Below are 12,450 nucleotides of genomic sequence, written 5' to 3'. Positions count from 1 at the left end.
GGCTTTCACCAGAGCCTGTGGATAACTCTGTGGAGAAGTCCGTGAGGCTGTGGAAAACCGTGTGGATGGGTGTGCCAGGGTCAGCGGGTCCAGTCGTGCTTGGCCGCTCTGATCAGGCGATCCTTCAGCTCCCGGGTGTGGCGGCGGCTGACCGGCAGCTCGATGCCGTCGACCGAGACCACGTAGCCCGAGCCGGTCAGGCGTAGCTCGGCGATCAGGCGGATCTGAACCAGGTAGGACCGGTGGATCCGGACGAAGCCGGCGTCGGCCCAGCGTTCGGCCAGGGTGGCCAGGGAGACGCGGACGAGGTGGGAGGCGTCGGAGGTGTGCAGGCGTGCGTAGTCGCCCTGGGCCTCGACCCAGCGGACCGAGCTGCGCGGGAGCATGCGCGTGGTGCCGGCCAGCTCGACGGGGATCGTGGGCTCGTCGGCGGGCTGCGCGGGGGCGGTCGTGGGCACGGGGCGGGAACCGGCCACCCGGCGCAGGGACTCGCCCAGGCGTTCGGCGCGGACGGGCTTGCGGACGTAGTCGGTGACGCCCAGGTCGAAGGCGTCCACGGCCCCGTCGTCGTACGCCGTGACGAAGACGATCGCCGGTGGGCGGGCGAAACGGCGCAGGATGCGGGCCAGTTCCATGCCGTCCAGGCCGGGCATCCGGATGTCCAGGAAGACCGCGTCGACCTCCGTGTCGCGCAGCACCCGCAGGGCCTCGGTGGCGTCGCCCGCGCGGTGCACGTGTGCGACCCGGCCGTCCGCGTTGAGCAGGTAGGCCAGCTCGTCCAGTGCGGGCGGCTCGTCGTCCACGGCCAGCACGACCAGGCTCACGCTCTCACTCCCGGGTGGAATTTCGGCACTCGCATGCTCACTTTCGTCCCGGCGCCGGGCGCGGTCTCGACGACCAGGCCGAAGTGGTCGCCGAAGACCGACCGCAGCCGCTCGTCCACATTCGCCAGGCCCACGTGCTGCCCGTCGTCGGTCTCGGGCATCCCGGTGGCGAACACCGCCGGATCGATGCCGACCCCGTCGTCCTCGACCGTGATGTGGCACTCGGCGCCGGCGTCTCGTGCCTCGATGCTCACCATACCGACGCCCGGCTTCCGCGAAAGACCGTGCCGGATGGCGTTCTCGACCAGCGGTTGCAGGCAGAGGAAGGGCAGGCCGACCGGCAGCACCTCGGGGGCGATCTGCAGGCGCACCTGAAGCCGGTCGCCGAACCGGGCGCGCTCGATCGTGAGATAGCGGTCGATCGAGCGCAGCTCCTCGGCCAGCGTGGTGAACTCGCCGTGGGCCCGGAACGAGTAGCGCGTGAACTCGGCGAACTCCAGGATCAGCTCGCGGGCCCGTTCGGGGTCGGTACGGACGAAGGACGCGATCGCGGTCAGGGCGTTGTAGATGAAGTGCGGGCTGATCTGGGCGCGCAACGCGCGGACCTCGGCCCGGGCCAGCCTCTCGCGGGACGAGTCGAGTTCGGCCAGCGCCAGCTGCGACCCGGCCCAGCGGGCGGTTTCGAGAGTTGCCTGGACGAGGCCGGGTGCGGGCTGGTCGTCGGCCACTGCCACCAGAGCCGCGGTGGCCTGCCCGGCCAGATCGGTCAGCGGCGCGACCACGGCGCCGCGCACGACGCAGTCGACCCGGTCGCAGGGCAGGTCCGACGAGCCCAGCACGATCGAGCGGTGCGTCTCGAGCGCCCGGGTGGCGGCCTCGGTGAACTGCTCGCTGTGGTGGCTGCCGCGGCCGTCGAAGGCCAGGCACCGCTCGGCGTCGGCGATGGTGAGGCCGGCCGCGCCGACGAGCGTACGAAGGTGCCGGGCGGCTTTGGCGGCGGTGCTGGGGCTGAGACCGGCCCGGAGCGGGTCGGCGGCCAGCCCGGCGGTGTGCAGCACGTCGTACGTCGCCCGCTGCATGGCCGTGGCGATGCCGCGGCGCGCTCGCAGGCGGATGACGGCCACCACGGCGGCGGCCAGCGCGGCCAGCACAGCAAGGACCGCCAGCACGCTGCCCACCTGTCCGGCCACGCAGCAGATAGTGGTCGTTCCGCGGGCTGCCGTCCAGCCGTCATACCGTATTGGCAGGGTGCCAATTGGGATTACCCGCGGGTAACGAGTCGATCAAAGATTGACGCAAATCGATACACGGCTCACCCACACCCCAGGGAGTGCCCCATGTCCGTTTCCCAGCTCCGCACCGGTCTGGCCGCCGTCCTCGCGGCCCTCACCCTCGTCGCGGCGTCACCGGCGGTGCCGGCTCTCGCGGCCAACCCGTACGAACGTGGCCCCGCCCCCACCACCAGCAGCATCGAGGCGTCCCGCGGCTCGTTCGCGATCGCCCAGACCACCGTCGCGCGCTCCGCGGTCAGCGGCTTCGGCGGCGGCACGATCTACTACCCCACCAGCACGACGGCCGGCACGTTCGGCGCGATCGCCATCTCGCCCGGCTTCACGGCCTCCCAGTCCAGCGTGTCGTGGCTGGGCCCCCGCCTCGCCTCACAGGGCTTCGTGATCATCACGATCGACACGCTGAGCACCCTCGACCAGCCCGCCGCGCGCGGCACCCAGCTGCTGGCGGCCCTCGACTACCTGACCAGGACCAGCAGCGTCCGCACGCGCATCGACGCGACCCGCCTGGGCGTCATGGGCCACTCGATGGGTGGCGGCGGCAGCCTCTCGGCCTCGGTCAGCCGGCCGGCGCTGCAGGCGGCCATCCCGCTCACCCCGTGGCACGGCACCAAGAGCTGGTCGTCCGACCGCGTGCCCACGCTGATCATCGGCGCCGAGAACGACACCGTGGCGTCGGTCTCGGCCCACTCGGAGCCGTTCTACACGAGCCTGCCGAGCACCCTCGACAAGGCGTACCTCGAGCTCAACAACGCCTCGCACTCGGCGCCGACCTCGACGAACGTCACGGTCGCGAAGTACAGCATCAGCTGGCTCAAGCGCTTCATCGACAACGACACCCGCTACGAGCAGTTCCTGTGCCCCAAGCCGTCAGGCTCGGCGATCCAGGAATACCGCGACACCTGCCCGCACTCCTGATCGGTACGCCGCGGCGCTCGGCTCCGCATCGGGCCGGGCGTCGCTCAGTAGGCGCCCTTGCGCTTGAGCACGACCCAGATCGTGCGCCACAGGATGCCCAGGTCGTAGGTCAGCGACCAGTTGTCGACGTAGTAGAGGTCGAGCCGTACGGCCTCGTCCCACGACAGGTCGGAGCGGCCCGACACCTGCCACAGCCCGGTGATGCCCGGCCGCACCAGCAGCCGCCGCCGCACGTCGCCCAGGTAGTCGCCGTCGTCGGCCGGCAGCGGCCGCGGCCCCACCAGCGACATCTCGCCCTTCAGCACGTTGATCAGCTGGGGCAGCTCGTCGAGCGACGTCGCCCGCAGCTTCGCCCCGAACGAGAAGATCCGCGGGTCGTTCTTCATCTTGAAGAGCATGCCGTCAGACTCGTTCAGCTCCTCCAGCGTGCGCTTGCGCTCCTCGGCGTCGACGTACATGGTGCGGAACTTCCACACCCGGAACGTACGACCCTCGTGGCCGACGCGGGGCTGGCGGAAGAACACCGGGCCGGGGTCGGAGAGGCGGATGCCGAGCGCGATGGCCAGCAGGATCGGGCTGATCAGCAGCAGGCCGAGGCCCGCCGCGACCCGGTCGATTAGGTTCTTCACCAGCCAGCCGGGGCCCGAGAGGGTGGGCTCCTCGACGTGCAGCAGCGGCAGGCCCTCGATCGGGCGGATGTGCACCCGGGGGCCGGCGATGTCGGTCAGCTGGGGTGCGACCACCAGGTCGACGCCCGTGCCCTCGAGCTGCCAGGCCAGGCGGCGCAGCTCGCCCGGCTCGGCGCTGGCCGAGCCGCAGACCGCGATCGTGTCGGCGCCGACCTCGCGCACCAGTGCCAGCACGTCGCGGGCGGCGTAGACCGGAACCGGAGTCTCGATGCCCCGGGCCGCCGCGTAGCCATCGGTTATGTGGATGGCCACCGGGATGAGGCCGGCGGCGGGGCTGCGGGTGACCGCGGTGTAGACCTCGAGCGCCTCGGGCAGGGTGCCGACCAGGACCATGCGGTGGGCGCCGTGGCCGGTCTTGCGCCGGGCGAAGTGCAGCACCTGACGGGCGATGACCCGGCCGGAGAGCAGGAAGAGCAGCGCCATCAGCGAGACCGCGGCGACCGTGCCGCGCGACAGCGGCGCCTTGGTGGCGAACGCGAGCAGCGAGACGCAGGCCACCACGGTCACCGAGGTGCGCACGATGCGCTTGAACTCCTCGCTGCCCAGGCCGAGGTAGCGCCGGTCGTACGCGCCGTTGGCCCAGAGCAGGATCAGCCAGCCCAGCGGTAGCACCACGTAGGCGAAGAAGAGGAAGAGCTCCTCGTTGTGCAGGAAGCCGAGGCTGCGGCCGATGAAGCCGGAGCGTGACTTCTCGATCCACGTCGCGGCCAGGTGGCTCGCGGCGATACCGGAGAGGAGGTCGAGGAAGAGAAGGACCAACGTGTACGGGCGATGCCAGCGCGAGACGCGCTTGTGCTGCCGGTTCCAGGCTGATCGGGGTACGCCGTTGCTCGGTGGCGGGGTTTGCTGCCACTCGAAGCTGTCGTACGGCACGGGTTTGCTCCGGCTGCTGTCGGTAACCGGGCGATGCAGGCTAGCGGTCACCTCGCCTACGTCCTCCCGCATCCGGAAAAGATTACGCACCGCCACGGGACCCAGGGACGATCGCGCCGCGGAAACGTGGGACCGGGCCACTATACCGATGGATCGGGCGGAGAGAAGCGGACGTTGTGCCCGCTTTCCCGACCGTGTACGTACCGTGACCGTTTGGCACCTATCGGATCAACTTGGACAGGCGTCGATCGGCCAGCGGCTTCCCGCCGGTCTGGCAGGTGGCGCAATATTGCAGACTCTTGTCCGCGAACGAGACCTCGCGGACGATATCGCCGCAAACCGGGCAGGGTAGCCCGGTGCGCGCGTGGACCCGCATGCCGGCCCGCTTCTCGCCCTTCAGTTCGGCCGCCTTCTGGCCCACGGAGCGGGCCACGGCGTCGGTCTCGACCGCACGCATGGCGGCGTAGAGCGTGTCGATCTGCTCGTCGGTCAGTTTGCCGGTGAGCGCGAACGGCGAGAGCTTGGCCACGTGCAGGATCTCGTCGGAGTAGGCGTTGCCGATGCCGGCCAGCACCTCCTGGTCGACCAGCACGCCCTTGACCTGCCCGTTGCGGCCCTTCAGGCGGTCGGCGAACTCGTCGCGGGAGACGGCCAGCGCGTCGGGGCCGAGCCTCGACACGCCCGGGACCTCGGCCGGGTCGCGTACGAGATAGGCCGCCAGCGACTTCTGGGTGCCGGCCTCGGTGAGGTCGAAGCCGGAGCCGTCGTCGAGCCGCATGCGGATGGCGATCGGGCCGCTGCCCGGCTTGAGCGGGGCGGGCGACTTGAAGGCGTCCCGGTAGTGCAGCCAGCCGGCCCGGGCCAGGTGGACCACGAGGTGCAGGTCGTCGCCGAGGCCGATGTCGAGGAACTTGCCGTGGCGGCCGGCCGAGGTGACGGTGAGGCCGGCGACCGCGGTGGCCGGCGGGTCGAAGGTCTTCAGCGCGCTGAACGAGGAGACCTCGAGGCGTTCGACGGTGTGGCCGACCGCACGCTCACGCAGGTAGGCCGCGAGCGCCTCGACCTCAGGAAGTTCGGGCACGCCCTCACGGTAGCGTTTCGAGGCGTGAAGGTCGTCGTTGCGCACAACCGGTATCGGGAAGCCATGCCGTCCGGCGAGAACGTCATCGTGGACACCGAGATCATCCAGCTGCGCGCGGCCGGGATCGAGGTGCTGCCGTTCCAGCGCAGCTCCGACTCGATCGCTGCGCTTCCCCCGGCCGAGAAGGCGCTGCTGCCGCTCTCGCCGATCTACGGCAGGGCCGCCCAGCGCGACCTGGCCCAGCTGCTGAAGGCGGAGCGCGCGGACGTCTTCCACCTGCACAATCCGTACCCGCTGCTGTCGCCCTGGGTCGTTCGCACGGCCCATGCCCACGGCGTGCCGGTGGTGCAGACGGTGCACAACTACCGGCAGGTGTGCTCGTCGGGCCTCTATTTCCGCGACGGTCACAACTGCCAGGACTGCAAGGGCAAGCTCATCGGGTGGCCGGCCGTGCAGCACCGCTGCTACCGCGGCTCGGCCGCGCAGAGCGCCCTGATGGCGACGACGCTGGCCGTGCACCGGCCCACCTGGCGCTCGGTCGACCGGTTCATCGCGCTGACCGACCGGATCGCCGCGCATCTGCACGACTACGGCATCCCGGACGAGCGCATCGTGGTGAAGCCGAACGGCCTGCCCGACCCGGGTGAGCCGGCGCCGCTGGGCGACGGTTTCCTCTACGGTGCCCGGCTCTCCCCCGAGAAGGGCCTGGGCCTGCTGCTCGACGCTTGGCGGCGGCACCCCGACGGGTCGCTCGGGACGCTGCGCATCGCCGGCGACGGCGAGTTGCGCCCGCTGGCCGAGCGGGCCGCAGCCGAGCGCTCCGATGTGCTTTACCTGGGCATTCTCGACCGCGACGGCATGCGTAAGGTCCGTGACGAGTCGGCCGTGGTGGTCGCCGTGCCGACCTGGAACGACGTGCTGCCCACGGTGATCCTGGAGGCCATGGCCGCCGGCCGCCCCGTGGTCGGCACCGCAGTGGGTGGCATTCCGTACCTGATCGGCGACGCCGGCTGGGTGGTCGAGCCCGATCCGGCGGCCCTGGCCGATGCCCTCGCCCGGGCCCGCACCGGAGCCGCGGCCCTGGCACCGGCGGCCCGCGCCCGCTACCTAGGCCAGTTCCACCCCGACGTGCTCACCCCGCGGCTCATCGACGTCTACACCAGCCTCACAGCGAATTCTGATCACCCTTCGAGGTAGATCTTGCCGACGGAGGGAAAGCTGGAAAAGTGAGCCCCTCTCGAAGAAATGTCCTTTTTGGTGTGGGTGGCGCCGTCGTGACCGGCGTCGCCGGCGGCGGGATCGGCTACGCGTGGGGTCGCGGCGCTGACCCGGCGGCGCCCGCTGACCCGGCGGCGGTTCCCGCCGGTGACCCGAAGTTCCGTTCCCGGCCCGACCTGCGCACGGTGCCCGACGTCACGATCACGACGGCCGCCAACGGCACCGTGGCCGGCTCCATCTTCCTGACTCCCGCCTCCGGCGCCGGGCTGTGGGGCCCGCTGATCGTCGACGAGCAGGGCTCGCCGGTCTGGTTCCGGAAGGTGCCCGACCCGGCGACGGTGGCCATCGACCTCAAGGCGCAGACCTACCGCAACAAGCCGGTGCTGACCTGGTGGGAGGGCACCATCGGCGGCACCGGCGGCCAGGGTGTCGGGCAGGGCGAGTTCGTGATCGCCGACCTGTCGTACCGGGAGATCACCCGGATCCGGGCGGCCGGCACCGAGCAGGCCGACCAGCACGATCTCGTGATCACGCCGCGGAACACCGCGCTCTTCTGGGTGTACGACCCGATCCCGTACGACCTGACGGCTCTCGGCGGACCGGAGGACGGCGTCCTGCACGACGGCCTCCTCCAGGAGATCGACATCGCGACCGGGCGCAAGGTCTTCGAGTGGCGGTCGAGCGACCACGTGGGGCTCGACGAGTCGTACGCGCCGCTGCCCGTGGGGGATTCGGAGCATCTTCCGTACGACTACTTCCACGCCAATTCGGTCGGCCTGGCCGCCGACGGCAACATCATCGCGTCGGCCCGGCACACGTGGGCCGTCTACAAGATCGATCGGCGCCGCGGCGAGGTCATCTGGCGGATCGGCGGCAAGAAGTCGGATTTCCAGGTCGACGAGCGGACGAGGTTCTCGTGGCAACACGACTTCCGGCAGCGACGCGACGGGTCGTACGGGCTGTTCGACAACGGCGCCGGGGTGACCAAGGAGCGGGAGTACTCGCGTGGCGTGGTCTTCCGGGTGGACGAAGCGGCGAAGCGGACCACGTTCGTCGCCGAGTACGCGCATCCGGACCGGCTGTCGGCGCCGACGCAGGGCAGCTTCCGCGAACTGGCCGACGGCGGGTCGTTCGTCGGCTGGGGTCAGATGCCGCACTTCACCGAGCACAACGCCGACGGCTCGGTGCGGCTGGCCGGCCACCTGCCGCTCGACAACCAGTCCTATCGCGCCTACAAGGCGGAGTGGACGGGCACGCCGTCCGACCAGCCCGCGCTGGGCCTGCGCGTCGAGGGCGGCAACGTGATCGTGTCGGCGAGCTGGAACGGCGCGACGCGGGTGGCCCGGTGGCGGGCGCGCTGGGGCACCCAGCCGGGCGCTCTGTCGGGCGGCGCGGTCGAGGAGGCCCGGACCGGCTTCGAGACGACGCTGACGATCTCGGGCACTCCCGAATACGTGGTGGCCGAGGCGCTCGACGCGGGCGGAAAGGTGCTGGGCTCCTCGTCGGCGATTCCGGTCCGGGTGTGACGGGTCACAGTTGACATCGTTGGCTAACTCTATTAGCTTTTAGCTAACGAAATTAGCCAACCCCGGAGGCAGTCATGACCGAGTTCCTCACCGTCGACGGCGGCACCATCGCCTACGAAGTCACCGGCGCCGGCCCGCTGGTCGTGCTCGCCCACGGCATGGGTGACAGCCGCGAGTCCTACCGTTTCGTCGTGCCCCAGCTGGTCGCGGCCGGCTATCGCGTGGCCAACGTCGACCTGCGCGGCTGCGGCGAGTCGAGCGCGGTGTGGCCGTCCTACTCGCGTACCGACATCGCCGGTGACCTGATCGCGGTGGTGCGTCACCTCGGTGGCCCGGCCGTCCTGGTCGGGCAGTCGATCTCGGGTGGCGCGGTCACCATCGCGGCCGCCCAGGCGCCCGACCTGGTCGAGGGCATCGTCGAGATCGCGCCGTTCACCCGCAAGCTGTCGTTCAAGCTGAGCGACCTGGGGTCGAAGACATACCGTACGGGCATGACGCGGTTGATGATGATGGCCGTGCTGGGCAGCGTGAACTGGTGGCACAAATACCTCGACCTCGCCTTTCCCGGACGCAAGCCGGCCGACTGGGACGAGCAGCTGCGGCGCAACGCGGACAGCCTGGCCCAGCCGGGCCGGATGAAGGCGTTGCAGAAGATGGGGCAGACGCCCGCCACCGACGCCGGGGCGCAGCTCGCGAACGTCCGCTGCCCGGTGCTGGTCATCGAGGGCTCCCTCGACCCCGACTGGGCCGACCCGCGGGCCGAGGGCGAGGCAATTCTGGCCGAGCTGCCGGCCGGGCTGGGCCGGCTCGAGGTGGTCGAGGGCGCGGGCCACTACCCGCACACGCAGTTCCCCGACGAGACCGTCGCGCTGCTGCTCCCGTTCCTCAAGGCGCACGCCCGTGCCTAGGGCGGGACTCGACCCGGCGGCGGTGACCGCGGCGGCCGCCGGGCTCGCGGACGAGGTCGGGTTGGCCAACGTGACGATGGGCCTGGTCGCCGAGCGGCTCGGGGTGCGTACGCCGTCGCTGTACAAGCACGTCGCGAGCCAGGCCGACCTCAACCGGCGGATCGCCGCGCTGGCCCTCGTCGAGGTCGGTGACAAGCTGCGCGACGCGATGCAGGGCCGGGCCGGTCGGGACGCCCTGGCCGCGGCCGCCCACACGCTGCGGTCCTACGTGGTCGAGCATCCCGGGCGCTATTCGGCCACTCTGCCGCTCAACCCGCAGGGGCCGGACGATCCGATCGCCATCGGCGGCGCCCGGGTGCTCGAGTCGCTCGCGGCCGTGCTGGCCGGCTACGACATCGACCCGGCCGACACCGTGCACGCCATGCGCCTGCTGCGCAGCCTGTTCCACGGCTTCGCGACGATCGAGGCGGCCGGCGGTTTCGAGATGGACACCGACGTCGACAAGAGCTTCGAGTGGCTGATCGACTTCATCGACCGCGGCCTGAAGAACTGACTCAGGCCGGGCCGCGCAGCGCCTCGCGGGCCGAGAACATCACGCTGGCCGCCAGGAAGGCCGCGTTGACCAGCGTGAAGAGGCCGATGAACCAGATCGTCCACTGCGGCGCCACGGTCAGCACGACGCCGGCCAGCGCGATCACCGCGCCGTAGTCGCGCACCAGCTTGACCAGGCGCACCGGCAACGAGCGGCTGGTCACCATGCTGGTCGGGTTGGCGCCCGTCTGCATCACCGAGGTGACCAGGTTGACCATCCACGTGCCGGCGAACGCGGCCAGCAGCCAGGCCGGGGTGTCCGGCACCTGCGCCTCGGCCGTCGCCGCGAGGGCCGCCACCAAGGAGATCTGCACGGCCACGTCGCACAGCACATCGAGCCGGGCGCCCGCCGGGCTGGTCTGGCCGGTGACCCGGGCCAGCTGGCCGTCGGCACAGTCGAAGGCGTACGCCGCCTGCCAGCCGAGCAGCGCGAGCAGCCCGATCGGCCAGGCCCAGACGCGACCGTCGGCGATCGGCTCGGCGGCGGCGATCACCACGATCGACACCAGACCGCCCAGGCCGAGGTTGAGCACGGTCAGCACGGTCGGCGACAGGCGGTATTTGTGGGCCCGGACCGCGATCTGGGCGCCGGCGTGCTGGCTGACCGCCTCACTGAAGAGGCCGCCACCCCGGTTGACCGCGTAGTAGTCGGCCGCTGCGGGGGCGGCGGTGTGGTCAGCGGCCGGCGACGGCGTCGACATAGTGCGCCAGCTTTCCGTTGATCTCGTCGGGGCTCATGGCGAGGTGTTCCAGGATTGTGTAACGGTCGGGGCGGGTGCGCGGCGCGAACGAGACGGCCTCGACGAACTGCGCGGCGCTGAGCCCGACGTCGGCCGGCACCCGTGGCAGTTGGTGCCGGGCCAGGCAGTCGGCCATCTGGGCGAAGCGGCGCTCGTCGCCCCGCAGGAACGTGCAGAACAGCGCGCCCAGCCCGGCCAGCTCACCGTGCGAGGCGGTGCCGGGATAGAGCGAGTCGATCGCGTGCATGATCTCGTGGCAGCCGCCGCTGGCCGGCCGGCTGCTGCCGCTGACCGCCATGGCCAGGCCGCTCGAGATCAGCGCCTCGGCCAGGACCGTCACGAAGGCGTCGTCGTGCAGGTCGCCGGGCATGGTGAGCACCGCCTCGGCGCCCATCCGGGCCAGCGAGGCGGCCAGGCCGTCGACCGGCTCGCCGCGTATCTCGCGGGCCAGTTCCCAGTCGGCCAGCGCGCTGATGTTGCTGATCGCGTCGCCGATGCCGCCCCGGTTGACCCGCTCGGGGCCGGTCTCGACGAAGTCCAGGTCGACGATCACGCCGAACGGAATGTGCACCCCGTACGAGCCCTTGATGCCGTCGTTGATCAGGCTGGCCACCGGAGAGGCGATGCCGTCGTTGGCCAGGCTGGTGGCGACCGAGATCATCGGCAGTCCCCAGCGGTTGGCCGCGTATTTGGCCGTGTCGACCGTCGTGCCGCCCCCGATGCCGACCACCGCGTCGTACTGCCGGGAGCGGAGCTTGTCGGCCAGTTCCAGCGCCGCGTCGAGCGTGCCGCCGGTGGTGGTGAAGACGTCGGCCGTCTGCAGCGAGGGCCGGATGAGCTCGGCAATCCGTTCACCCTGACCGGGACCGACCACCACCGCGACGTCGCCGCCGGCCGAGACCCGCCCGTCGGCCAGGATGCGGCCCAGGTCGGCCACGGCGCCCCGGCGGACGTGGATGTGCAGCGGCGCCTGGACGCTGCGGGCTAGTAGCGGCATGCGATGTCCCGCGCCTTGGCCAGGTCGTCGTGGTTGTCGACCTCGACCCAGTCGACCTGACCGATGGTGGCGGCCCGGACCTGGCCGCCGCGCTGGGCGAACTCCTGGAAGCCGTCCTCGTAGTACAGGTCGGGGTTGCGCTCCCAGGTCGCCTGGAGAGCGTCGGCCAGCCCGGCGGCAGCCGAGGCCTCGATGATGTTGGCCCCGATGTACTCGCCGAACGCGTCGGCCGGGTCCATCAGCTTCGTGATCTTCGTCAGCTGCCCGTCCGGGCCGAAGACCGTCTTCATCTCCTCCTCGGCCAGCTTCTTCACGTTGTCGATGGCGAGCAGGATGCTCGGGCCGCGCTGGGCGAGCAGGGTCTGCTCGACGCTGACGGGGTGCACCGTGTCCCCGTTGACCATCAACGCGCCCTGCGCGAAGTGATCACGGGCGAGCCAGAGCGAGTACGCGTTGTTCCACTCCTCGGCCTTGTCGTTGTGCACGAGGGAGATCTTGACGCCGTACCTGCTCTCGAAGGCGGCCTGGCGTTCCTCGACGGCGTTCGCGCGGTAGCCGACCACGATCGTCACGTCGGTCAGCCCGGCGGCGGCCAGGTTGCGCAGGGAGATGTCCATGATCGTGGTCTCGCCGTCGACCGGGACCAGGGCCTTGGGCAGGGTGTCCGTGTACGGACGAAGCCTGCGTCCGGCTCCGGCGGCGAGAATCAGACCGATCATCGGGGTTTCTCCATCTGTTGGGTGAACTCCGCGAGAATAACGGGTGCTGTCCCACTGCCCGGACCGGATGAGGCGAA

At 70.8% G+C, this 12,450-nt stretch carries 12 protein-coding genes; 5 read left to right on the top strand and 7 right to left on the bottom strand.

Annotated elements, in window-relative coordinates:
* Positions 1-80: 80 nt before the first annotated feature.
* Together KXC43_RS35130 and KXC43_RS35125 are read right to left on the bottom strand one after the other, a co-directional pair.
* Positions 81-824: a LytR/AlgR family response regulator transcription factor gene (locus KXC43_RS35130; protein WP_221380522.1), complete on the bottom strand. Its 744-nt coding sequence runs from the start codon at positions 822-824 to the stop codon at positions 81-83.
* On the bottom strand, positions 821-2,014 hold the full coding sequence (locus tag KXC43_RS35125; protein ID WP_221380521.1) for a sensor histidine kinase: 1,194 nt from the start codon (positions 2,012-2,014) through the stop codon (positions 821-823). Before KXC43_RS35125 ends, KXC43_RS35130 begins: the two co-directional genes overlap by 4 nt.
* Before the next feature lie 147 nt (positions 2,015-2,161).
* Between KXC43_RS35125 and KXC43_RS35120 the strand changes: the two genes are divergently transcribed.
* On the top strand, positions 2,162-3,031 hold the full coding sequence (locus KXC43_RS35120) for a poly(ethylene terephthalate) hydrolase family protein (protein WP_221380520.1): 870 nt from the start codon (positions 2,162-2,164) through the stop codon (positions 3,029-3,031).
* 44 nt (positions 3,032-3,075) lie between these two features.
* On the opposite strand, the gene KXC43_RS35115 is transcribed toward KXC43_RS35120, so the two are convergent.
* Positions 3,076-4,665 (bottom strand): sugar transferase, encoded by a 1,590-nt coding sequence (locus KXC43_RS35115; RefSeq protein ID WP_221380519.1) that lies wholly within the window; start codon positions 4,663-4,665, stop codon positions 3,076-3,078.
* Between the two features lie 148 nt (positions 4,666-4,813).
* Positions 4,814-5,674, bottom strand: a complete 861-nt coding sequence (locus tag KXC43_RS35110) for an Fpg/Nei family DNA glycosylase (RefSeq protein WP_221380518.1) — start codon at positions 5,672-5,674, stop codon at positions 4,814-4,816.
* 24 nt (positions 5,675-5,698) lie between these two features.
* Between KXC43_RS35110 and KXC43_RS35105 the strand changes: the two genes are divergently transcribed.
* From KXC43_RS35105 to KXC43_RS52935, 4 genes are all read left to right on the top strand, one after another.
* Positions 5,699-6,871: a glycosyltransferase family 4 protein gene (locus KXC43_RS35105; RefSeq protein WP_221380517.1), complete on the top strand. Its 1,173-nt coding sequence runs from the start codon at positions 5,699-5,701 to the stop codon at positions 6,869-6,871.
* Positions 6,872-6,948: 77 nt separating this feature from the next.
* A complete protein-coding gene (locus KXC43_RS35100) occupies positions 6,949-8,418 on the top strand; it encodes an arylsulfotransferase family protein (protein ID WP_308129402.1) in 1,470 nt (489 codons plus the stop codon).
* Positions 8,419-8,492: 74 nt separating this feature from the next.
* A complete protein-coding gene (locus KXC43_RS35095) occupies positions 8,493-9,326 on the top strand; it encodes an alpha/beta fold hydrolase (protein WP_221380515.1) in 834 nt (277 codons plus the stop codon).
* The gene (locus tag KXC43_RS52935; RefSeq protein ID WP_308129401.1) at positions 9,319-9,879 is read left to right on the top strand and encodes a TetR-like C-terminal domain-containing protein; all 561 of its coding nucleotides are present in this window, start codon (positions 9,319-9,321) and stop codon (positions 9,877-9,879) included. The genes KXC43_RS35095 and KXC43_RS52935 overlap by 8 nt, the downstream gene beginning before the upstream one ends.
* A 1-nt stretch (position 9,880) precedes the next feature.
* Here the strand turns inward: KXC43_RS52935 and KXC43_RS35085 are convergent, their stop codons facing one another.
* The 3 genes from KXC43_RS35085 to KXC43_RS35075 are packed head-to-tail and all read right to left on the bottom strand — an operon-like array spanning position 9,881 to position 12,373.
* The gene (locus KXC43_RS35085; protein ID WP_221380514.1) at positions 9,881-10,618 is read right to left on the bottom strand and encodes a CDP-alcohol phosphatidyltransferase family protein; all 738 of its coding nucleotides are present in this window, start codon (positions 10,616-10,618) and stop codon (positions 9,881-9,883) included.
* Complete coding sequence (locus KXC43_RS35080) at positions 10,593-11,654, bottom strand: iron-containing alcohol dehydrogenase family protein (RefSeq protein WP_221380513.1); 1,062 nt, start codon at positions 11,652-11,654, stop codon at positions 10,593-10,595. The genes KXC43_RS35085 and KXC43_RS35080 overlap by 26 nt, the downstream gene beginning before the upstream one ends.
* Positions 11,642-12,373, bottom strand: coding sequence for a phosphocholine cytidylyltransferase family protein (locus KXC43_RS35075; RefSeq protein WP_221380512.1), 732 nt, complete (start codon positions 12,371-12,373; stop codon positions 11,642-11,644). The genes KXC43_RS35080 and KXC43_RS35075 overlap by 13 nt, the downstream gene beginning before the upstream one ends.
* Positions 12,374-12,450: the final 77 nt, after the last annotated feature.

Source organism: Paractinoplanes polyasparticus, assembly GCF_019710575.1.
In the GTDB taxonomy this organism is placed as follows: Bacteria; Actinomycetota; Actinomycetes; order Mycobacteriales; family Micromonosporaceae; genus Actinoplanes; species Actinoplanes polyasparticus.
The sequence above is the reverse complement of the archived record's forward strand: the minus strand, read 5'-3'. Positions and strand labels throughout refer to the sequence as shown.